At 62.7% G+C, this 20,629-nt stretch carries 21 protein-coding genes; 4 read left to right on the forward strand and 17 right to left on the reverse strand.

The window, feature by feature from the left end:
- Positions 1–39: 39 nt before the first annotated feature.
- The 4 genes from lpxK to ACVRRC_RS11265 all read right to left on the reverse strand — a co-directional run bounded on the left by lpxK (position 40) and on the right by ACVRRC_RS11265 (position 4,398).
- Entirely contained in the window at positions 40–1,044 is a 1,005-nt protein-coding gene (gene lpxK / locus ACVRRC_RS11250) for a tetraacyldisaccharide 4'-kinase (protein WP_013983258.1), read from the reverse strand.
- Positions 1,044–1,472: an ExbD/TolR family protein gene (locus tag ACVRRC_RS11255; protein ID WP_013983259.1), complete on the reverse strand. Its 429-nt coding sequence runs from the start codon at positions 1,470–1,472 to the stop codon at positions 1,044–1,046. The genes lpxK and ACVRRC_RS11255 overlap by 1 nt, the downstream gene beginning before the upstream one ends.
- Positions 1,469–2,101: a MotA/TolQ/ExbB proton channel family protein gene (locus ACVRRC_RS11260; protein WP_013983260.1), complete on the reverse strand. Its 633-nt coding sequence runs from the start codon at positions 2,099–2,101 to the stop codon at positions 1,469–1,471. Before ACVRRC_RS11260 ends, ACVRRC_RS11255 begins: the two co-directional genes overlap by 4 nt.
- A gap of 71 nt (positions 2,102–2,172) precedes the next feature.
- Entirely contained in the window at positions 2,173–4,398 is a 2,226-nt protein-coding gene (locus tag ACVRRC_RS11265; RefSeq protein ID WP_472997022.1) for a DNA internalization-related competence protein ComEC/Rec2, read from the reverse strand.
- 144 nt (positions 4,399–4,542) lie between these two features.
- On the opposite strand from ACVRRC_RS11265, the gene ACVRRC_RS11270 reads away from it, so the two are divergent.
- On the forward strand, positions 4,543–5,058 hold the full coding sequence (locus ACVRRC_RS11270) for a DUF2062 domain-containing protein (protein ID WP_011913748.1): 516 nt from the start codon (positions 4,543–4,545) through the stop codon (positions 5,056–5,058).
- A 12-nt stretch (positions 5,059–5,070) separates the two neighbouring features.
- On the opposite strand, the gene ACVRRC_RS11275 is transcribed toward ACVRRC_RS11270, so the two are convergent.
- Genes ACVRRC_RS11275 through ACVRRC_RS11285 form a run of 3 tightly spaced genes read right to left on the reverse strand, consistent with a single transcriptional unit; the run spans position 5,071 to position 8,268 of the window.
- Entirely contained in the window at positions 5,071–6,315 is a 1,245-nt protein-coding gene (locus ACVRRC_RS11275) for a lipoprotein-releasing ABC transporter permease subunit (RefSeq protein ID WP_045632531.1), read from the reverse strand.
- A complete protein-coding gene (gene lolD / locus ACVRRC_RS11280; protein WP_013983263.1) occupies positions 6,315–7,013 on the reverse strand; it encodes a lipoprotein-releasing ABC transporter ATP-binding protein LolD in 699 nt (232 codons plus the stop codon). The genes ACVRRC_RS11275 and lolD overlap by 1 nt, the downstream gene beginning before the upstream one ends.
- Before the next feature lie 7 nt (positions 7,014–7,020).
- Positions 7,021–8,268, reverse strand: coding sequence for a lipoprotein-releasing ABC transporter permease subunit (locus ACVRRC_RS11285; RefSeq protein ID WP_472997023.1), 1,248 nt, complete (start codon positions 8,266–8,268; stop codon positions 7,021–7,023).
- Between the two features lie 33 nt (positions 8,269–8,301).
- Here ACVRRC_RS11285 and ACVRRC_RS11290 point away from each other — a divergent pair, with 33 nt between their 5' ends.
- Genes ACVRRC_RS11290 through ACVRRC_RS11300 form a run of 3 tightly spaced genes read left to right on the forward strand, consistent with a single transcriptional unit; the run spans position 8,302 to position 9,968 of the window.
- The gene (locus ACVRRC_RS11290; RefSeq protein WP_011913752.1) at positions 8,302–8,937 is read left to right on the forward strand and encodes a PilZ domain-containing protein; all 636 of its coding nucleotides are present in this window, start codon (positions 8,302–8,304) and stop codon (positions 8,935–8,937) included.
- Positions 8,938–8,940: 3 nt separating this feature from the next.
- Entirely contained in the window at positions 8,941–9,249 is a 309-nt protein-coding gene (locus ACVRRC_RS11295; protein WP_011913753.1) for a hypothetical protein, read from the forward strand.
- The gene (locus ACVRRC_RS11300; protein WP_019405799.1) at positions 9,246–9,968 is read left to right on the forward strand and encodes a glycerophosphodiester phosphodiesterase; all 723 of its coding nucleotides are present in this window, start codon (positions 9,246–9,248) and stop codon (positions 9,966–9,968) included. The genes ACVRRC_RS11295 and ACVRRC_RS11300 overlap by 4 nt, the downstream gene beginning before the upstream one ends.
- A gap of 144 nt (positions 9,969–10,112) precedes the next feature.
- Here ACVRRC_RS11300 and sthA read toward each other — a convergent pair whose 3' ends face one another.
- The 10 genes from sthA to ACVRRC_RS11350 form a co-directional block, all read right to left on the reverse strand.
- Positions 10,113–11,507, reverse strand: a complete 1,395-nt coding sequence (gene sthA, locus ACVRRC_RS11305; RefSeq protein WP_011913755.1) for a Si-specific NAD(P)(+) transhydrogenase — start codon at positions 11,505–11,507, stop codon at positions 10,113–10,115.
- Between the two features lie 144 nt (positions 11,508–11,651).
- Entirely contained in the window at positions 11,652–11,879 is a 228-nt protein-coding gene (gene nqrM / locus ACVRRC_RS11310) for a (Na+)-NQR maturation NqrM (protein ID WP_011913756.1), read from the reverse strand.
- On the reverse strand, positions 11,876–12,799 hold the full coding sequence (locus ACVRRC_RS11315) for an FAD:protein FMN transferase (RefSeq protein WP_472997151.1): 924 nt from the start codon (positions 12,797–12,799) through the stop codon (positions 11,876–11,878). The genes nqrM and ACVRRC_RS11315 overlap by 4 nt, the downstream gene beginning before the upstream one ends.
- Before the next feature lie 127 nt (positions 12,800–12,926).
- Entirely contained in the window at positions 12,927–14,153 is a 1,227-nt protein-coding gene (gene nqrF / locus ACVRRC_RS11320) for an NADH:ubiquinone reductase (Na(+)-transporting) subunit F (RefSeq protein WP_026006610.1), read from the reverse strand.
- A 12-nt stretch (positions 14,154–14,165) separates the two neighbouring features.
- On the reverse strand, positions 14,166–14,774 hold the full coding sequence (gene nqrE / locus ACVRRC_RS11325; RefSeq protein ID WP_011913759.1) for an NADH:ubiquinone reductase (Na(+)-transporting) subunit E: 609 nt from the start codon (positions 14,772–14,774) through the stop codon (positions 14,166–14,168).
- Positions 14,774–15,448 (reverse strand): NADH:ubiquinone reductase (Na(+)-transporting) subunit D, encoded by a 675-nt coding sequence (locus tag ACVRRC_RS11330; protein WP_170801311.1) that lies wholly within the window; start codon positions 15,446–15,448, stop codon positions 14,774–14,776. Before ACVRRC_RS11330 ends, nqrE begins: the two co-directional genes overlap by 1 nt.
- Positions 15,445–16,239: a Na(+)-translocating NADH-quinone reductase subunit C gene (locus ACVRRC_RS11335; RefSeq protein ID WP_011913760.1), complete on the reverse strand. Its 795-nt coding sequence runs from the start codon at positions 16,237–16,239 to the stop codon at positions 15,445–15,447. The genes ACVRRC_RS11330 and ACVRRC_RS11335 overlap by 4 nt, the downstream gene beginning before the upstream one ends.
- Positions 16,232–17,443, reverse strand: a complete 1,212-nt coding sequence (locus ACVRRC_RS11340) for an NADH:ubiquinone reductase (Na(+)-transporting) subunit B (protein WP_019405797.1) — start codon at positions 17,441–17,443, stop codon at positions 16,232–16,234. The genes ACVRRC_RS11335 and ACVRRC_RS11340 overlap by 8 nt, the downstream gene beginning before the upstream one ends.
- 3 nt (positions 17,444–17,446) lie before the next feature.
- The gene (locus ACVRRC_RS11345; protein WP_019405796.1) at positions 17,447–18,784 is read right to left on the reverse strand and encodes a Na(+)-translocating NADH-quinone reductase subunit A; all 1,338 of its coding nucleotides are present in this window, start codon (positions 18,782–18,784) and stop codon (positions 17,447–17,449) included.
- 335 nt (positions 18,785–19,119) lie between these two features.
- On the reverse strand, positions 19,120–20,571 hold the full coding sequence (locus tag ACVRRC_RS11350) for a glyceraldehyde-3-phosphate dehydrogenase (RefSeq protein WP_011913763.1): 1,452 nt from the start codon (positions 20,569–20,571) through the stop codon (positions 19,120–19,122).
- Positions 20,572–20,629: the final 58 nt, after the last annotated feature.

The following is a 20,629-nucleotide window of genomic DNA, read 5'->3' on the forward strand; positions in this document are numbered from 1 at the left end:
TCCTTGGAAGCGATCGACCGCGGCGGCAGGTCGAGCGGCTTAAGAGAGATCGGGCAGCAATCGCGCCAGCTGATCGTCGAACCAGGTTACGAACGCCGTGGAGGGCACGGCCTGCACCTGCAGATACGACCAACCCGGGGGTGCGAACGCCCGGCATTTCACCGCGTCCTTCTCCGTCATCACCAGTGGCAGCTCGGGGCTGAACTTCAGCTGCTCCGGGCTGTAATCGGCGTGATCGGCGAAGGCGTGCGGAATCGGTCGCCAGTGTAGCGTCTCGAGCGTGTCGAAGAAACGCTGCGGGTTGCCGATACCCGCCACCGCATGCAACTGCTGGCCGGCCGGGTAGTGATCCAGCGGCCAACGTCGACCGGTACTCAGCTCGACCAGGCCAACCGGCTGAAGGCTGAACGCATACCCTTCGACGGTATCGGCGGCGGCGCCGTTGAACAGTACGGCATCCACCTCGCCAAGCCGCTCAGGCGGCTCACGCAGGGGGCCAGCCGGCAGGCAGCGGCCGTTGCCAAGCCCACGCGCGGCATCGATCAGCACCAGTTCGAGATCGCGCGCCAGACGGTAGTGCTGCAGACCGTCGTCGGAGAGGATCAGATCGAGCGGCTCCTGCTCGAGCAGAGCACGAACGGCGCGCGCGCGATCAGGATCGATCATCAACGGAACCCCCGTACGCTGAACGATCAGCAGAGGCTCATCGCCGCAGTGCTGTGCCGGGTGCTCGGCGCGAACCCGCCACGGCAGCGTCGGGGGCTCGGCAGCGTAGCCACGGCTGACGACCCCGACACGCAGCCCGCGACGTTGACAGTGTTCGATCAACCAGAGGATCAGCGGCGTCTTGCCCGTGCCACCGACGGTGATGTTACCGACGACGACAACCGGAACAGGAGCACGATAGGAGGTGTTCGGATCTTCGAGGAAACGCCGGCGCCTGGCTTCGACCACTCGCCGGTACAGCAGCTCCAGGGGCGCCAGCAGACACAAAGCCGGATGCCCCTGATACCAGGCACGTTGCAGGCGCTCGGCGACGGACATCAGGGCGACGCCTGCGCCTCGACCGTGGTGATCCGCAGCTGGGCGAAGCCGAGCTTGCCTGCGGCATCCATCGCCGTGATGACCGCCTGGTGCGGCGTCTTGCCATCGGCGCTGATGACCATCGGCAACCGGTTGTCGCCGCCGGACTCCTTGCTCAGCGCGGCCATCAGCGAATTCAGATCGCTCTTGAGCAGCGCCTTGCCATTGAGCGAATAATTGCCAGCCACATCGATCAGCACTTCCAGCTGGCGAACCTCGGCATCCTGAGGCGGTGTGCCGCTGGCCGCTTCTGGCAGGTCGACCTTGAGCTGCGTTTCACGGGTGAAGGTGGTGGTGACCACGAAGAACAGGAGCAGGATGAACACCACGTCGATCAGCGGTGCGAGTCCGATCTCCACGTTCTCCCGGGGTTTGCGACGGAATTTCACGCCTTCTCCTCACCGAGATCGACATCGCGGTCGCCCTGCACCACTTCCACCAGCTTGATCGCCTCCTGCTCCATGCCGACGACGAGTTCGTCGACGCGACGCTGCAGGAAACGATGGAAGAACAGCGCGGGGATACCGACCATCAAGCCCGCAGCGGTGGTGATCAGCGCCTTGGCGATGCCTCCTGCGAGAAGCGGTGCGTTGGCCATGCCCGAGCCCATGAAGGCACTGAAGATTTCGATCATGCCCAGCACGGTCCCCAGCAGACCGAGCAAGGGTGCAATGCCGGCGATGGTGCCCAGGGCGTTGAGATAGCGCTCCAGATCGTGAACGACGCGGGCGGCGGCCTCCTCGATGCACTCCTTCATGATCTCGCGACCACGCTTGGAATTGCTCAGGCCGGCGGCGAGGATCTCACCCAGCGGGGAGTCGGCGCGCAGCTCCTTGAGTTTCTGGTTGCTGAGCTTCTTGTCCTTGATCCACTTCCAGACCTGGCCTAGCAGATGCGGAGGTGTGACACGGCTCGGACGCAGCGTCCATAGGCGCTCGGCGATGATGCCGGCGGCTGCGATGGAACACAGGATGATTGGCAGCATTATCCAGCCGCCTGCTTTGACCAGCTCCCACACGAGATGAATCCCCCTCGAAAAAGTGGCGCCACTCTAGCATAGGGTCACCGGGTCGCCGACGGCCGCCGTTCTCATTTTTCCCGCCAGAATCGTCGCTGCGAACGTTGTAGCCGAGGAGGCGAAAAGCTTCCCAGCTCTATGCGGATTGCGCCATGCAAGGCGGTGTCGTAGGCCCGGATATTGAGGGTCTCGAGCCGCTCGACCACGCTTGGGTGTGGCTGGCCGAAGGCATTGTGCAGGCTGCGCGAGATCAGCGCGGCATGGGAGGCGACGCCGCGCAGAAACGGTTCTGACGACGAGCTGCGGCTGCCATGGTGGGGCAGTAACAGCCAGTGCGATGGGGTGCGCTGTTCGCTTGCCAGCCATGCCTGCTCCGCGGCCTGGTCGATGTCGCCGGTGAGCAGGATCCGCTCACCATTGGCCTCGATTTGCAGCACGCAGGACTGCTGATTGCTGTCGCGTGCCATCTGCCATTGCCACAGACTGAAGCGCACGTCGTTCCACTGCCAGCTGCTACCGCTTTCGCAACGTTCGGCGCCCAGATCAGGCGCAAGGCGCGACGGCTCGCCACTGACCACCCGATCAACCCTCAGCAACCGCTGAACCGCGTCCGCACCGCCCGAATGATCATTATCGGCATGACTCAGCAACAGCAGATCCAACCGAGTCACGCCAAGGGTCCGGAGCGAAGGGACGACCACCCGCTCGCCCGTATCGAAGTCGCCCTGCTTCGGCCCGGCATCGTAGAGCAGTGCATGCTCGCGGGTGCGTACAAGCACCGCCAGGCCCTGCCCCACATCCAATACCCAGACCTGCGCCCGGCCGTCTGGCACCTCGACACGAGGCGGGAACGCCAGCGGCAACAGCAGCAGCAAACCCAGCGAACGCAGCGGAATACCCGCGGGCAGCAACAGCAACAGGACGCCCAGCCCGATTAACGCCAGCGCCCAGACGGGCAGGCCGACCGCAATCCAGGCGGGTTGCCAATTGGCTATCGCCGCCAGGACGTCGAACAGCAATGCCAGCGAATAGCCCACCACCGACAGCAGCGCTTCGCCAACCCCGGCCACGGGCAGCAGGAGCGTACCGAGCAACGCAAAGGGCACGGTCAGACTCACCCAGGGTACGGCAAGCAGATTGGCCAGCGGCCCGCTCGCACTTATCGGCAATCCGAGGGCCAGCAACAGCGGAAGCAGACCAAGGGTGGCCGCCCACTGCGCCCGGGTCAGGGCCATCCACCAGCGCCATGAGCCGAGCCGCCCCGAGAACGCCAATGCCAGAACTGCCACCGCTCCAAACGACAGCCAGAACCCGGGCTGCAATGTCACCAGAGGATCGATCAGCAGGACGCCATCGAGCGCCAGCAGCAGCGGCAACCAGACACCCAGATGGCGAAAGCGCAATCGCCAGACAAGCACCACCGTCACCATCAGGCAGGCACGACGCACCGGTACCTCGAAACCGGCCAGCCAGCCATAGGCCAGCGCACCGCTTAACGCCAGCCCGCACGCCCAGGGCAACCAGGGCGACCGCCGCGGCCACGCACCCAGGCGAGCCAGCAATGCGACCAGACCATAGAGCAGCCCCGCCAGCATGCCGATGTGCTGTCCGGAGATGACCATCAGGTGGACGGTGCCGGTGTCCTGCAACACCTGCCAGTCGCCGCGGCTCAAACCGGAATCGTCACCCACCACCAGTGCCGCGATGGCGCCCTGCCGATCGGATGCCGGAATGGCCATGAGCCGCGCCCGAAGCTGATCGCGCCATCCGTCGCTTGCCGTCGACGCCGTCAGGCGCTCGCCTGCCTTTATCGTGCCCGTGGCGCCGATGCGTCGCGCCAGCAACCAGGCTTCGTAATCGAAGGCGTGGGGATTGACCATGCCATGCGGTCGCTTCAGTCGCGCCGCCAGGCGCCAACGCTCGCCGGCTTGCAGCAGCGGACCGTCATACCAGGACAGCCGCACCTTCGATGGCAACCCGGCATGGCGCGATTGGATGTCGTCGAGCTCGAAGCGCACCACATTGCCGATACGGCTGGGCAACCCCACTACCCGTCCCTCGATCCAGAACGTACGACCGTCCATGGACGCCGGTAAGCGGTCGTCGATGGCGCTCTGGCTCTGGTAGCAGGCCCAGCTCAAGCCCAGCAGAAACAAGCCCGGCGCCACCCAGCGGTGACGCAGCAGGAGCAGCAGTCCGACAGCCGCCAGCGCCGCACAGAACCACTGCGCGGGCAAGGCAGGAAGGAAGCGTGGCAGGACCAGACCCGCGGCGAGCGCAAGCATCCATGTGCGCATTTTCAGTCTCCAGAAATCCTTTCCGGACCGTTATCGAAGCGGGGCAATCTGTCGCAGGCGTAGACGTAATGTCACAAAACTACTGTCAGCGTCGCACCGCGATTCAAGGCATAATCGCCCGGCTGCTGCCTTCAGAGAACCTTCATGCCGCGTCGTTTTTTCAAACGCTACATGCCGCACCCCGATCGCATCAAGACTAACAAGTCCCTGCGTTTTCTCGGCGCGCTGATTCACGATCCCAATCTCTGGCATCTCAATCGACATTCGGTATCCCGCGCGATGGCGATCGGCTTGTTCTGGGCCATGATCCCGATGCCGATGCAGATGCTCGCAGCGGCCGTCTGCGCCCTGCCCTCCAGAGCCAATCTGCCGATTGCAGTGGGGCTGGTCTGGCTGACCAACCCGCTGACCATGCCGCCGGTCTTCTATTGCAACTACAAGATCGGCACCTGGCTGCTGGACACCCCGGCCTCCAGCATGCCGGCAGAACTGAGCCTGGCCTGGGTACGCTACATGCTGCAGCACAACTGGCAGCCGCTGTACCTGGGCTCCCTGGTCAGCGGGCTGGTGCTGGCGGTGCTCGGTTATGTATTCACCCAGGCCTACTGGCGCTGGTGGGTTGGCCGCAGCTGGCGGCGGCGGCAGAACGGCCGTCGTTGATGGCCGAGCCGGTCATTCGTAGCGCAGGGCCTCGGCAGGCTGGGTCTGCGCGGCGCGCCAGGCCGGGTAGATCGTGGCGAGAAAGCTCAGGGTAAGCGCCGCCAGCGATACCAGCACCACGTCATCCAGACGCAGCTCCGAAGGCAGCGTACTGATGAAATAGACGTCGGAGCTGAAGATGTGCTGTCCGGAGAGCCGTTCCAGCCAGGTCACCAGGTCGCTGACGTTCAGCGCGCCGAGCACACCCAGGATCACGCCAATCACGGTGCCGCTGAAGCCGATGATGCTGCCCTGGACCATGAAGATGGCCATGATCTGCCGCGGCGTCGCCCCCAGCGTCCGCAGAATGGCGATGTCGGCACGCTTGTCGGCGACCACCATGATCAGTGTGGCGATGATATTGAATGCGGCTACCGCGACGATCAGCATCAGAAGCAGGCCGATCATGGTCTTTTCCATCTTCATCGCGCTGAACAGGCTGCCCTGGGTGTAGGACCAGTCCTCCACGCGGTAACCTTCGCCCAGCGTGGCCTGTACCTGTGCGGCCACCTCCGGCGCACGGTAGAGGTCGTCAAGCTTGAGTCGCACGCCCTGAACCTGTTGCGGCATCCAGCGATGGATCTGCGCGGCGTCGGCGCGATGGATCATCCCCAGACTGCCGTCCAGATCGGCGCCCACCTTGAACACCCCGACCACGTTCAGCCGCTGCATACGCGGCGTGACGCCACCGGGAGACGAACTGACCTCAGGGACGATCAACGTCAGCTTGTCGCCCAGCTTCAGCCCGAATCGCCGCGCGGTCATCAGACCGATGATCACACCGTACTCGCCGGGCTTGAGCGCATCCAGGCTGCCGCCGACCAGACGCTCACCAACGATGGACACCTGCGCCTCCGCCTGCGGATCGATGCCGCTGATCTGGATCGGTTGCATGCTGCCCTTGAACGACAGCATGCCTTCGAGCTGCGTCACCGGCGCCATGCCGACGATCTGCGGGTGTGCCGACAGGCGCGCGGCAACCGCCTGCCAGTCATCCAGCGGCTGCTCACCGATGACCGTCGCGTGGGGCACCATCCCGAGAATCCGCGCGCTCATTTCACGCTGGAAGCCGTTCATCACCGACAGGACCATGATCATCGCCAGCACACCCAGCGCCAGGCCGATCAACGAGGTCAGCGAGATGAACGAAATGAAATGATTGCGCCGCTTGGCACGGGTGTAGCGGCTGCCGATGAAAACGCTGATGGGCCTGAACATCATTCGGCCACCAGGCGCCCGTCTTCCAGCCGCAGCACCTGGTCCATCTGGGCGGCAAGCTGGCGGTCGTGGGTAACCACGAGAAAAGCGGTATGCAGCGAGGTGCTGAGTTCGAGCATCAGATCCTGAATGCCTTGCGCGGTGTGATGGTCCAGGTTGCCGGTTGGCTCATCGAGCAATACCAGTGCCGGCTCGTTGACCAATGCCCGAGCGATGGCCACGCGCTGCCGCTCGCCACCGGACAACTCTGCAGGCTTGTGCTCCAGGCGATGGCCGAGGCCGACCCGCTGCAGCAGAGCCGACGCTCGCTGCCGCGCTTCCGGGATCGGCGTGCGCCCGATCAGCAGCGGCATGCAAACGTTCTCCAGCGCGGTGAACTCGGCAAGCAGGTGATGGAACTGATAGACGAAGCCCAATGCGCGGTTGCGCAGCAGCCCGCGATCCTTCTCGTTTAGCGCCGACAACTCCTCGCCGGCCAGCCAGACGCTGCCCTCGCTCGGCGTATCGAGCCCACCGAGCAGGTTCAGCAGCGTGCTCTTGCCCGAGCCGGAGCTGCCGACGATGGCCACGCGCTGACCGGGGAACAGTTCAAGTTGCAGCCCGGACAGGACCTCCACCGATTCGGGGCCCTGCTCGTAGCGCTTGCCCAGGTTGCGGCAACTCAGCACCGCCTGCTTTTGCGAAGACAGCTCGTTCATAACCCGCTCACTCATAACGTAGCGCCTCTGCCGGCTGGGTGCGCGCGGCACGCCAGGCCGGATACAGGGTCGCGAGGAAACTCAGGATCAGCGCGGCGACGCAGACCTGGATCACATCGGCCGCCATCAGCTGGGACGGCAGGTAGTCAATGAAATACACGTCGGCACTCAGAAACTTGTGCCCGATCAGCCGCTCCAGCGCGGCGATCCAGCTGCTGACATTGACGGCAGCGAACATGCCGAGCAGTGCGCCGACCAGAGTGCCGACCACGCCGATCACCGTACCCTGGACCATGAAGATCGCCATGATCTGCTTCGGCGTAGCGCCCAGCGTGCGCAGGATGGCGATGTCGCCGCGCTTGTCGGTCACCACCATCACCAGCGTGGAGATAATGTTGAAGGCCGCGACCGCGACGATCAGCAGCAGCAGCAGCCCGATCATGGCCTTCTCCATGCGGATCGCCTGGTAGAGGTTGCCGTGGGTGCGGGTCCAGTCGCGGGAATAGAAGTCGTCGCCGAGCTGACCGGCCAATTCCCAGGCGATACGCGGCGCCTGGAACAGATCGGCGAAGCGCAGGCGCAGCCCCTGCACCTGATCCGGCTGCCAGCGTTGCAAGCGAGCCATGTCGGCAATGTTGGCCAGGGCGACGTAACCGTCGATCTCGCCGGCACCGACATGGAAGATGCCGGTGACCGTGAACCGCTTCATGCGCGGAAAAATGCCCGCGGGGGTCACGGTCACTTCCGGGGCGACGAAGGTGATCTTGTCGCCGACCGCAACGCCGAGCTTGGCGGCTGCCTTGTCGCCGATGACGATGCCGAACTCGCCGGGCTTTAGATCATCCAGCGCGCCTTCGCGGAAGAACTGGTCGATGATCGACACCTGTCGCTCCGCTTGGGGCTCGACCGCATTGATCAGGATCTTGGTCACCTGGCCCTGATGGGTGAGCAGCCCCTGGCTCTGAATGAAGGGCGCGGAGGCCAGCACCTGGGCATGCTGTTCGAGGCGTGCGCCCAGTGCCTGCCAATCGTTGATCGGCGTCGGGCTTTCGATGGTCGCGTGAGGCACCATGCCCAGCACGCGAGTGCGCATCTCATGGTCGAAGCCATTCATCACCGACAGCACGACGATCATCACCAGCACGCCAAGTGCGAGCCCGATCATGGATGTCAGGGAAATGAAGGAGACGAAGAGACTGCGACGTCTGGCGCGTGTATAGCGCGCCCCGATGTACACGGACAGCGGTCTGAACATAGATCGACGGGTTCGCTGGCGGGGGAAAACAACATGCAGCTGACGCCACCGCGGGGCCTGATACACTCTGGCCATCAACGCTACCCGGGTATCGCCATGCCGACACAAGACACTGAAGAACGCCGCGAATACTACCGTATCGAGGATCGCGTGGCACTGGAAATCATCCCGGCGAGCCAGGACCACCCCGCCGGAAGCGAGCCTCTGCCTGCGCTGTTCAACCTGCTCGGGGAGCTTCATCAGCTGGATTTCGAAGCACAGCACTTGTTACGCCAGATTGCCGAGAGCAACCGCACGCTGGCCAATTACCTCAAGGTACAGAACAAGCGAATCGAGCTGCTGGGGCAGGCATTGGCGCAGGACCTGCTGAAGGATCAGAGCGCACCGCAGCCGGTGGTGCTTTCCGAAGGTGGCATCAGCTTCGTCAGCGAACAGCCATTGGCGGAAGGCGAGGTCGTCACGCTGAAGCTGGTCCTGCTGCCGCAAGGGCTCGGCCTACTGTTGCCGGCACGGGTGATCTACAGCACCGCGATGCAGGACGGCCGCTACGACATCGGCACCGAGTTCGAAGCGTTGACTGATGCACAGCGACAATTGCTTGCTCGGCATATCCTGCAGAAACAGGCGCTGGAGAGGCGCCTGGCCCTGGAAAGCCTGCAAGGAGATTGACCAATGCGCCGCCTGGCGACCCTGCTGTTCACACTGACATTCAGCCCGTCGCTGTTCGCCGAAGAAATTCGCATACCCGTCGGCCAGCAAGGCCAGCCCGAGATGGCGATGCCCGCGCGTGGCGACTCCAAGATCAAGGTCCTGGACCGTTTCGGGCTCGCCGACGAGGAGCACCCGGCCGTTGGCCAGCCGCCGATCACCCGCTGGGATTATCGGGAATTCTCCGTCTATTTCGAACGCGACCGAGTCATCAACAGCGTCCGACACCACCAGCGCGCTCAACCACCCGTGAAGGAAGATCAACAACCGTGACACTCATCTACGGCCACCGCGGCGCCAAGGGCGAAGCTCCGGAGAACACCCTGGCGAGCTTCGAGCAATGCCTGCAGCATGGCGTACGCCGCTGCGAGCTGGACCTGCACCTATCCCGCGATGGCGAGTTGATGGTCATCCATGATCCGACGCTCAAGCGCACCACCGGTCGCCGAGGCAAGGTTGCCCAGCACGATGCCGCAGAACTGGTGAAGTACGACGCCCGCCAGGGCGGCCCGGGCTGGAAGACGCCCTGCCCCATTCCACGGCTGAGCGAGCTGTTCGAGAAGTGCGATTTCGAGCACTGGCAGCTCGAAGTCAAGAGTGCTTCGCGGGTTCGCGCCGCACGCACGGTAATGGCGATCAAAGAGCTGGCCGAGCGTTATCAGCTCAAGGAGCGAATCACGGTCACCTCCAGTTCACGGGAGGTCCTGCGGGCTCTGAATCGACTGGCTCCCGAAATCTCACGCGGACTGGTCGCAGAATACAACTGGCTCGACCCGCTCAAGGTGGCCCGTCAGCATGGTTGTGATCTGTTGGCACTGAAGTGGACGCTGTGCACCCCGGAACGCCTGGAGAAGGCAAGAAAGCAGGGCTTGCATGTTTCGGTCTGGACGGTGAACGAACCGGCGCTGATGCGGCGCCTGGCGGACTTCGGCGTGGACAGCCTGATCACCGACTATCCGGGCCTGGCGGTGAGCACGCTGGCGCAGGCCTGACCGTTAAACCTGCGCCTGCGGCGACTCGGCAGCACAGGCGCTGCCGGATCGTCTCACCTGATCAGAAGCTCTCCCGGTTCGGCCAGTGCCAATCCCGGGAGTCCCAGCCCTCTCCAGCCGGCTCAGGCCGCCGGCCGGAGCCGCTCAAAAAAGCCGGTTGAGCCCGTCGAACGCCGCTACCCGATAGGCTTCCGCCATGGTCGGGTAGTTGAAGGTGGTGTTGACGAAGTACTTGATGCTGTTGGCAGGGCCCTTCTGATTCATGATCGCCTGACCGATGTGGACGATCTCCGACGCCTGGTAACCGAAGCAGTGCACACCCAGTACTTCAAGGGTTTCGCGATGGAACAGGATCTTCAGCATCCCTACCGGCTCGAAGGAAATCTGCGCCCGCGCCATGCTCTTGAAGAATGCCTTGCCCACTTCGTAGGGAATCTTCGCCTGGGTCAGCTCACGCTCGTTCTTGCCGATCGAGCTGATCTCCGGAATGGTGTAGATGCCCGTCGGCACGTCATCGACGAAACGCCATGAATCGTTCTCGACAATGCTGCCCGCGGCCGAGCGACCCTGGTCGTAGGCGGCGCTTGCCAGCGATGGCCAGCCGATCACGTCACCGGCCGCATAGATGTTGCCGATCTCGGTGCGATAGTGCTCGTCGACCTGCACCTGGCCGCGGCTGTTGGCCTTCAGACCGATGTTCTCCAGGCCGAGCTTGTCGGTATTGCCGGTACGCCCGTTGCTCCAGAGGAAGGCGTCTGCCTTGATCTTCTTGCCCGACTTGAGGTGCAGGATCACGCCGTTCTCCAGCCCCTCGACCCGCTCGTACTCTTCATTGTGGCGAATCAGCACGTTGTTGTTACGCAAGTGGTAGCTCAGCGCATCGGAAATCTCGTCGTCGAGGAAGCTGAGCAGCTGCTCGCGGTTGTCGATCAGATCGACCAGTACACCCAGGCCGCTGAAGATCGATGCGTACTCGCAACCGATGACACCGGCACCGTAGATGATCATCCGACGCGGCGTGTGGCTCAGAGTCAGGATGGTGTCGCTGTCGTAGATGCGCGGATGGTTGAAATCGATATCGGCCGGCCGGTAGGGGCGCGAGCCGGTGGCGATGACGAACTGGTTGGCGACCAGTTTTTCCACCATGCCGTTGAGGCAGACCACTTCCACGCTCTGCTCGTCGGAGAAGCTGGCAGTACCGAAGAAGGTGTCGATGCGATTGCGCGCGTAATAGCTGGTACGGGAGGTGACCTGCTTGCTGATGACCTTTTCGGCGCTTTTCAGAACATCAGGAAAGGAGAACCAGCGCGGCTCGCCGATCTGGCGAAACAACGGGTTGGTGTTGTACTGCATGATCTGCCGCACCGAATGGCGCAGCGCCTTGGACGGGATGGTGCCCAGGTGCGTGCAGTTGCCTCCGACCAGCGGACGGTTGTCTACCACGGCGACCTTGCGTCCCGCCTTGACGGCGTTCATCGCCGCGCCCTCCCCGGCTGGACCAGAACCCAGTACCACCACATCGTAGTTATAGACCGCCATATACACTCCTGAAAACGCAGCGAGGTACGCCGCTGCTGTCAACAAATTCGCCGAAGCCGAAACTCAAAAAGGTTCTGCGCGCTGTCAGTCGCCTCGCCGCGGCCACCGCCCCGCCTGGGCGGTCAGCTCGCGGCGACGCACAGTTCAGCGCTTGGTGGCGTCGTAGGCGAGGTCGGTGGTGGCCGAGCGCTTCGCTTCGTTCACCTCCTCGCATTTCTCGCGGCTTCCACCGCAGATCGAACATTCCTTCTCGATGCCCAGATTGGCGATACCACCGCACGACCCTGCGATGGGCTTGCGCCCCATGATCACGCCGATGGCCATGCCGGCCACGACAAGTACCATCACCAGGAAAACCAGTAACCAGGTCATTGCTCTACTCCCGCACCGAACAGCTCATCGAAAGCCTTGGTGCTAGTTGTTGCGAAACCCTGTCCTTCACGGACGACGAAAAACGCGGCGATGGCGTTACGCTCAGCCAGCGCCAGACCCTGCTCCGGGCCTAATACCATCAGCGCGGTAGACAACCCATCCGCGCGCAAGGTCGACCTGTCGATCACCGTGACCGCAGCCAGGTGATGCTCGATCGGCCGGCCGCTCAGCGGGTTCAGCGTATGCGAATAGCGCCGCCCTTCCAGCTCGAAATAGTTGCGATAGTCGCCGGAAGTCGAGACGCCCATTCCGTCGAGCTCGATGATCTTCTGCGCTACGCGCTGGTCGTCCCGGGGGGCCTCAATGGCGACGCGCCAGGGCGATCCGTCGGGTTTGCGGCCTTCGGCCTTGAGCTCTCCGGTGATCTCCACCAGATAGCTGCGCACGCCCAGTTCTTTCAGGCGATCGATCACACGGTCCACCGCATATCCCGCGGCAATGCTGTTGAAGTCCAGTTGCAGCGAGACCGACTTGCACAGCTGATCGCCTTCGATACGCAAATGTCGATGGCCCGTCAGCGCTCGCGCCTCGGCAATCTCTTCCTCAGACGGAACACGCTCGCTGCGCCCCTGCGGGCCAAAGCCCCAAAGGTTGAGCAAGGGCTCGAGTGTAAGGTCGAATGCGCCGTCGCTGTCCGCCGACAGCTGGTCGCCCGCTGCGACCAATTCGCGCACCGCCTGCGGCATTGGCTCACAGGCCCCACCCGGCAGGGCATTGAAACGCTCGACGTCGGAATCGCTGCGATAGGTCGACAACTGCTTGTCGAGGTCGGCGAGGATGGCCTCGACCTCGCCATGCAGGACTTCCTTGGTTGGAACATCGCCGCTGCGCACGTACTTGATCGTATAGGTACTGCCCATGGTCGGCCCGGTGAAGGCTTCGACCTTTTCCTGAAACAGACAGCCCGTCAGGGCTGTCGCGAGAGCGACAGCGATGACGGGCTGGAGAGACGCGACAGCAATGGATCTGAGTGAAGCTCGGATCATGCTAGCCGCCGAAGTCGTCGAGCAGGATGTTCTCCGGCTCCACACCCAGGTCAGTGAGCATCTTGATGACCGAGGCGTTCATCATGGGCGGGCCGCACATGTAGAACTCGCAATCCTCCGGAGCCGGATGGTCCTTCAGATAGTTCTCGTACAGCACGTTGTGGATGAAGCCGGTCGGGCCGTCCCAGTTGTCTTCCGGCAGCGGATCGGACAGCGCCAGATGCCACTCGAAGTTCGGATTCTCGGCCTGCAGCTGATCGTACTCTTCGACGTAGAAGGCCTCGCGCATGGAGCGCGCACCGTACCAGAAGCTCATCTTGCGCTTGGACTTCAGACGCTTGAGCTGATCGAAGATGTGCGAACGCATCGGCGCCATGCCGGCACCACCACCGATGAAGACCATCTCGGCGTCGGTGTCCTTGGCGAAGAACTCACCGAAGGGTCCGTAGACGGTGATCTTGTCGCCCGGCTTGAGGCTGAACACGTAGGACGACATCTTGCCCGGCGGCACATCGTCACGCCCCGGCGGCGGCGAGGCGATACGGATGTTGAACTTCACCAGACCGCGCTCTTCCGGATAGTTGGCCATGGAGTAGGCACGAATGACGGTCTCGTCGCACTTCGATACGTACTTCCACTGATCGAACTTGTCCCAGTCGCCGCGATACTCCTCCTGGATGTCGAAATCCCGATAACGCACTTCGTGCGGCGGGCACTCCAGCTGGACGTAGCCGCCTGCGCGGAAGTCGACGTTCTCGCCTTCCGGCAGACGAAGCGTCAGCTCCTTGATGAAGGTGGCCACGTTGGGATTGGACTCCACCGTGCACTCCCACTTCTTCACGCCGAAGACTTCTTCCGGGACCTCGATCTTCATGTCCGCCTTGACCGGGGTCTGGCAGGACAGACGCCATCCCTCACCGGCCTCACGACGGGTGAAGTGCGACTCCTCGGTGGGCAGCATCTCGCCGCCACCGCTCTCGACGATGCACTTGCACTGCGCGCAGGTACCGCCGCCGCCACAGGCGGACGAGAGGAAGATGTTGTTGGCAGCCAGCGTCTGCAGCAGCTTGCCGCCGGCCGGCACGGTGATGGTTCGCTCACCGTTGATTTCGATGGACACGTCGCCGCTGGACACCAGCTTGGCGCGCGCAGCCAGGATGATCACCACCAGCGCAAGCACGATGGCGGTGAACATACCGATGGCGAGGAAAATTTCGTAACTCATCAGTTCGTCCCGTCCTTACAGCTGTACGCCAGAGAAAGACATGAAGCCCAGCGACATCAGTCCGATGGTGATGAAGGTGATGCCAAGCCCCTGCAGACCATCCGGCACGTCGCTGTACTTGAGCTTCTCGCGAATACCCGCCAGCAGCGCGATCGCAAGCGCCCAGGACAGGCCGGAGCCCATGCCGTACACCACGCTCTCGCCGAGGTTGTAGTCGCGCTCGACCATGAACAGCGTGCCACCCATGATGGCGCAGTTCACGGTGATCAGCGGCAGGAACACGCCCAGCGCGTTGTACAGGCTGGGTACGTACTTATCGAGCGTCATCTCGAGAATCTGCACGATGGCCGCGATCACACCGATGTAGCTCAGCAGACCCAGGAAGCTCAGGTCCACTTCAGGCAGGCCGGCCCAGGCCAGCGCACCGCTCTTGAGCAGGTAGGTGTAGATCAGGTTGTTGGCCGGCACGGTGATGGTCTGCACCACGATGACCGCGATACCCAGACCGATGGCGGTTTCCACCTTCTTCGAGATCGCGATGAAGGTACACATGCCGAGGAAGAACGCCAGGGCCATGTTCTCGATGAACACGGCGCGGACGAACAGGCTGATGTAATGCTCCATTAGTAAGCCTCCTTGCTGGAGACTTGCGGCGCCATCTTGAAGGCAGGCTTCTCGACCTGCTCCTTCTTCCAGGCACGGATGCCCCAGATGAACAGGCCGATCAGGAAGAACGCCGAGGGCGGCAGCAGCATCATGCCGTTGGGCAGGTACCAGCCACCGTCATTGACGGCCGGCAGAATGGTGTAGCCCATCAGCTTGCCGGCGCCGGTCAGCTCGCGAATGATGCCCAGGGCGATCAGCATCGCGCTGTAGCCCAGGCCGTTGCCGATACCGTCGAAGAACGACAGCAACGGGGGGTTCTGCATGGCGAAGGCTTCGGCACGCCCCATCACGATGCAGTTGGTGATGATCAGGCCAACGAACACCGACAGCTGCTTGGACAGCGAGAAGGCATAGGCCTTGAGCACCTGGTCAACCAGGATAACCAGCGAGGCGATGATCACCATCTGCACGATCATGCGGATCGAGTTCGGGATCTGGCTGCGGATCATCGAGATGAACAGGTTCGAGAAGGCACAGACCAGGGTCAGCGCCACCGACATGACCAACGCGGTGTTGAGGTTGGAGGTCACCGCCAGTGCCGAACAGATCCCAAGGATCTGCAGGCCAATGGGGTTGTTGTTGAAGATCGGGTTGAGCAGTACTTCTTTCACAGTGGGTTGCGACATGATCAAGCCTCCCCAGCGCGCAGATTAGCGATAAATGGACCGAAGCCGTTCTCGCCCAGCCAGAACCGCAACAGGCTGTTGACACCGTTGCTGGTCAGGGTCGCGCCGGCCAGGCCGTCGACCTGATGATTGGCACGCGGGCTCTGCGGGTCGACCCCGCCCTTGACGATCTGTACGGCCAGCTTGCCGTTGTCGTCGAACAGTTCCTTGCCCGGCCACTGGCCGCGCCACTTCGGATTGTCGACCTCACCACCGAGGCCGGGCGTTTCGCCGTGCTGATAGAAGCCGAAGCCCGCCACGGTATCCAGATCACCCTTGACGGCCATGAAGCCATAGAGGGTGGACCACAGACCGTAACCGCGCACTGGCAGGATCAGCGTATCGATCTCGCCTTCGCCCTGGCCTTCGACGATATAGACAGTGCTGTAACGCTCACGACGCTTGATCGAGGCGATGTCCTGCTCGCCTGGCAGGGCCTTGGACAGCGCAGGGTCCTTGGCCGCGACCAGCGGATCGAAGGTCTTGGCGTCGAACTCGTCGCTGAACTTGCCGGTTTCCAGATCGACCAGACGCGCAACGATACGCTCGTTGAACAGCTGCTTGACCTTGTTCGCGGACATGCCGGCCTCACCCAGGCCGGCAATGGCCAGGATGCTGCGCTGCTTGTCCAGCAGGCGGTTTTCCTGCTGGGTCGGACGCAATGCCACGGCGGCACCGGCCACGAAGATGGAGCACACCAGGCAGACCAACAGGGCTACCGTCAGCGTGCGAACGGTGGATTCTTTCTGACTAGACATTACGTGCCAGCCTCCGCTTGATATTGGCCTGAATGACGAAATGGTCAATCAGCGGCGCACACAGGTTGGCGAACAGGATCGCCAGCATCATGCCTTCCGGGAAGGCGGGGTTGACCACGCGGATCAGCACGACCATGACGCCGATGAGGATGCCGAACACCCACTTGCCGGTATTGGTCATGGAGGCCGACACCGGGTCGGTCGCCATGAAGATCATGCCGAAGGCGAAGCCACCGACGACCATGTGCCAGTACCAGGGCATGCCGAACAGCGGGTTGGTCTCGGAGCCGATCAGGTTGAACAGCGTGCTCAGCGCAATCATGCCCAGCATCACGCCGGTGACGATGCGCCAGGAGGCAATCTTGCTGCCGATCAGGACGACGCCGCCGATGAAGATGGCCAGGGTGCTGGTTTCACCGATCGAGCCGTGAATGGTGCCGACGAAGGCGTCCATCCAGGTGATGCCGCTGCTGATCACATTCTCGATGCCACCTGCGAAGCCCAGGCTCAGCGCGGTTGCACCGGCATAGCCATCGACCGCGGTCCACACGGCATCACCGGACATCTGTGCCGGATAGGCGAAGAACAGGAAGGCCCGCGCGGTCAGCGCCGGGTTGAGGAAGTTCTTGCCGGTACCGCCGAAGATTTCCTTGCCGATCACCACGCCGAAGCTGATGCCCAGCGCGACCTGCCACAGCGGGATGGTCGGAGGCAGGATCAGGGCGAACAGCACGGAGGTCACGAAGAAACCTTCGTTGACTTCATGCTTGCGGATCGAGGCGAACAGCACTTCCCAGAAGCCACCGACGATGAATGTCACCGCGTAGATGGGCAGGAAGTAGGCCGCGCCCTGGATGAAGTTGTCCCACAGGCTGTTGGGATCGAAGCCGGCAAAAGCACCGATCAGCGCAAAACGCCAGCCTTCCTGGGCAGCCAGCAGGTCGGGGCTTTGCGCATAGATCAGGTTGGCCTGGTAGCCGGTGTTCCACATGCCGAAGAACATCGCCGGGAAGGTGCACAGCCAGACGGTGATCATCATGCGCTTGAGGTCGATGCCGTCGCGCACGTGAGCGGTGGTCTTGGTGACGCTACCGGGACGATAGAGGAAGGTGTCGGCCGCTTCGTACAGTGCATACCACTTTTCGTACTTGCCGCCTTTTTCGAAGTGATGCTCGATCTTGTCGAGGAATGCGCGAATGCCCATGCCTTAACCCTCCTTCTCGATGCGGGTCAGATTGTCCCGCAGGATCGGGCCGTATTCGTACTTGCCGGCACAGACGTAGGTGCACAGCGCCAGATCTTCTTCATCCAGCTCAAGGCAGCCAAGCTTTTGCGCCACCTCGGTGTCGCCCACGATCAAGGCACGCAGCAGCTGGGTCGGCAGCACGTCCAGAGGCATGACCTCCTCGTAGTTGCCCACCGGCACCATGGCGCGCGGACTGCCGTTGGTGGATGTGGAGAACGCGAACTTCTTGCCGCCCATCAGCTTGGAGATATAGATGTTGAGGATGGAGTGCTTCTCCACGCCGGCACGCATGTAGTGCAGCATCTCGCGCTCCTTGCCCTCGCGCAGGCACGATACCTGCTGGTGGTAGCGACCGAGATAGGCGAACGCGCCATGGGCGGTACGACCGCCCAGCAACGAGCCGGATACGACGCGATTGGCGCCAGGCTGCAGTTCGCCGGCAGTCAGCTCGTCGAGGTTGGCACCGAGGCGGGTGCGAACCAGGCGAGGATTCTCGACGACCGGGCCGCCCAGAGCGACGACGCGTTCGACCCACAGGCGTCCGCTGGTGAACAGCTTGCCGACGGCGATCACATCCTGATAACCGATGGTCCAGACGCTCTTGCTTGCACTCACCGGATCAAGGAAATGGATATGGGTACCGGCCAGGCCCGCCGGATGCGGGCCACTGAAGGCCTCGACCTGCACCTTGGCCAGGGATTCGCCGGGCAGCGACGCGCCTGGGGCCTTGCACAGGAACACTTTGGCCAGGTTGCCCAGCACCTTGAGGCCTGCCTCGAAGGCTTCTGCCTGTTCGGCGATGATCACCGCAGGATCGGCCGCCAAGGGATGCGTATCGATGGCTGTCACGAAGATGGAGTTAGGCACCGCATCGACCGCCGGCACCTTGCTGAACGGACGCGTGCGCAGTGCGGTCCACAGGCCGGACTGCTGCAGGTTCTCGCGCACCTGTTCGCTGCTCAGGCCTTCCAGCTGGTCGGACGAGTAGCTCGCGAAGGTGATTTCGTCATCGCCCTCGAGGTCGATGACCACCGACTGCAGCACGCGCTTTTCACCGCGGTGCACTGCACTGACGACGCCAGCACCGGGCGCCGTGTAGTGAACGCCTTCGGACTTCTTGTCGGAAAAAAGGATCTGCCCCAGCTTGACCCGATCACCGACCTGCACAGCCATGGTGGGCTTCATGGTCGGATAGTCGAAGCCGATGACGGCGACGCTGCGTACGGGCCTTCCGGCCTCGATACGCTGCGTCGGCGCGCCGACTATGGGCAAGTCAAGCCCTCGTTTTATATTGATCATCGGTTTGCCTAACCACTGATTTTAGAAAGCTTTTTTTGGCAGGCCCGGCGGCATGGCGCAAAGTAGGATTGCACTGCGCGCACCAATACGTTATTGGCGCGACACCATGTCGCGGACCCAGGTAAAAAATCCGCCCGATTATAGAGGTCGTATGCCTTGACTGACCACCCAGGTATTGCGGATTTTTGACTCGAGACAAGAGAAGCAAAATTATCTCGACCGCACCCGGCCCCTGATCACCGGCCGCTCAACCTCGCAGGATTTACGCTCGAACCGGTGCGCCAGAAACGCGAAACGGGAGCCAGGGCTCCCGTTTCTGCTTGCCACCGCGACGCTTAGCGCGGGAAGGCCGGCGGGTTGACCCCTGCCATGTCTTCCATTACACGCACCACCTGGCAGCTGTAACCGAACTCGTTGTCGTACCAGACGTACAGCACGACGCGGTTGTCATTGCAGATGGTCGCCTCGGCGTCCACTACGCCAGCATGGCGAGAACCAACGAAATCAGTGGATACAACTTCCTGCGAGTTGACGAAATCGATCTGCTTCTGCAGGTCAGAGTGCATGGCCATCTGGCGCAGGTACTCGTTGATCTCGTCGCGGCTGGTGGCCTTCTCCAGGTTCAGGTTGAGGATGGCCATGGACACGTTCGGCGTCGGCACGCGGATGGCGTTGCCGGTCAGCTTGCCCTTGAGCACCGGCAGCGCCTTGGCAGCTGCAGTGGCGGCGCCGGTCTCGGTGATGACCATGTTCAGCGCAGCGCTACGGCCACGGCGGCTGCCCTTGTGGAAGTTGTCGATCAGGTTCTGGTCGTTGGTATAGGAATGCACGGTTTCGACGTGGCCGTTGACGATGCCGTACTGATCGTTCACCGCCTTGAGCACCGGCACGATGGCATTGGTGGTGCAGGACGCCGCGGAGATGATCTTGTCATCGGCAGTGATGTCGCCATGGTTGATGCCATGCACGATGTTCTTCAGCTCGCCCTTGCCCGGTGCAGTCAGCACCACACGAGCGACGCCCGGACACTTGAGGTGCTGCCCCAGACCTTCGGCGTCACGCCACTTGCCGGTGTTGTCCACCAGCAGGGCGTTCTCGATGCCGTACTGGGTGTAGTCCACCGAGGCCGGATCGTTGGAGTAGATCACCTGGATCAGGTTGCCATTGGCGGTGATGGTGTTGTTCGCCTCATCGATGGTGATGGTGCCATCGAAGGGACCATGCACCGAGTCGCGACGCAGCAGGCTGGCGCGCTTGACCAGATCGTTGTCGGAACCCTTGCGCACGACGATGGCGCGCAGGCGCAGACCGTCGCCACCACCGGTCTTCTCGATCAGGATGCGCGCCAGCAGGCGGCCGATGCGGCCGAAACCGTACAGCACGACGTCAGTACCCTTGTGCCCGGTAGCAGCGTGACGCTTGTCGGCGACCTCGGCCAGCTCTTCGCGCACGAACTGCTCGAGGCTGCGGCCGTTGCCGGCGTCCTTGTACTTGGCGACCAGCTTGCCGAGATCGACCGAGGCGGCGCCGAGGTTCATCTCGCTCATGGTCTTGAGGATCTGGAAGGTGTCGTGCACCGACAGCTCGGTCTCGTCGGCGATGCGGTGACGGGCGAAACGGTGCGCCTTGAGGATGGCGATCACCGAACGGTTGATCAGGCCACGGCCGTAGATCGAAGTCACCACGTTGTTGTTGCGATACAGCTGACCAATCAGCGGAATCATCGCTTCGGCGAGGGCTTCGCGGTCAATCCATTCACCAAGACACTGGTCGGGCTTCTGAGTCACGGGCAGTTCCTTCCAACATGTAGGGGCTGAGAAAAGGGGCTACATTATGACGGCGCAC

It is taken from the genome of Stutzerimonas sp. LR2 (assembly GCF_055755175.1).

What these genes read in the sequence shown, in the direction of transcription:
- ACVRRC_RS11265 (WP_472997022.1), bottom strand. Translation starts at nt 4,398, where the DNA reads ATGCGCACATGGATGCTTGCGCTCGCCGCGGGTCTGGTCCTGCCACGC.
- nqrM (WP_011913756.1), bottom strand. Translation starts at nt 11,879, where the DNA reads ATGACCTGGTTACTGGTTTTCCTGGTGATGGTACTTGTCGTGGCCGGC.
- ACVRRC_RS11340 (WP_019405797.1), bottom strand. Translation starts at nt 17,443, where the DNA reads ATGGGCATTCGCGCATTCCTCGACAAGATCGAGCATCACTTCGAAAAA.
- ACVRRC_RS11335 (WP_011913760.1), bottom strand. Translation starts at nt 16,239, where the DNA reads ATGTCTAGTCAGAAAGAATCCACCGTTCGCACGCTGACGGTAGCCCTG.
- lolD (WP_013983263.1), bottom strand. Translation starts at nt 7,013, where the DNA reads ATGAACGAGCTGTCTTCGCAAAAGCAGGCGGTGCTGAGTTGCCGCAAC.
- ACVRRC_RS11275 (WP_045632531.1), bottom strand. Translation starts at nt 6,315, where the DNA reads ATGTTCAGGCCCATCAGCGTTTTCATCGGCAGCCGCTACACCCGTGCC.
- sthA (WP_011913755.1), bottom strand. Translation starts at nt 11,507, where the DNA reads ATGGCGGTCTATAACTACGATGTGGTGGTACTGGGTTCTGGTCCAGCC.
- nqrE (WP_011913759.1), bottom strand. Translation starts at nt 14,774, where the DNA reads ATGGAGCATTACATCAGCCTGTTCGTCCGCGCCGTGTTCATCGAGAAC.
- lpxK (WP_013983258.1), bottom strand. Translation starts at nt 1,044, where the DNA reads ATGTCCGTCGCCGAGCGCCTGCAACGTGCCTGGTATCAGGGGCATCCG.
- ACVRRC_RS11285 (WP_472997023.1), bottom strand. Translation starts at nt 8,268, where the DNA reads ATGTTCAGACCGCTGTCCGTGTACATCGGGGCGCGCTATACACGCGCC.
- ACVRRC_RS11295 (WP_011913753.1), top strand. Translation starts at nt 8,941, where the DNA reads ATGCGCCGCCTGGCGACCCTGCTGTTCACACTGACATTCAGCCCGTCG.
- ACVRRC_RS11290 (WP_011913752.1), top strand. Translation starts at nt 8,302, where the DNA reads ATGCAGCTGACGCCACCGCGGGGCCTGATACACTCTGGCCATCAACGC.
- ACVRRC_RS11315 (WP_472997151.1), bottom strand. Translation starts at nt 12,799, where the DNA reads ATGGGCAGTACCTATACGATCAAGTACGTGCGCAGCGGCGATGTTCCA.
- ACVRRC_RS11345 (WP_019405796.1), bottom strand. Translation starts at nt 18,784, where the DNA reads ATGATCAATATAAAACGAGGGCTTGACTTGCCCATAGTCGGCGCGCCG.
- ACVRRC_RS11270 (WP_011913748.1), top strand. Translation starts at nt 4,543, where the DNA reads ATGCCGCGTCGTTTTTTCAAACGCTACATGCCGCACCCCGATCGCATC.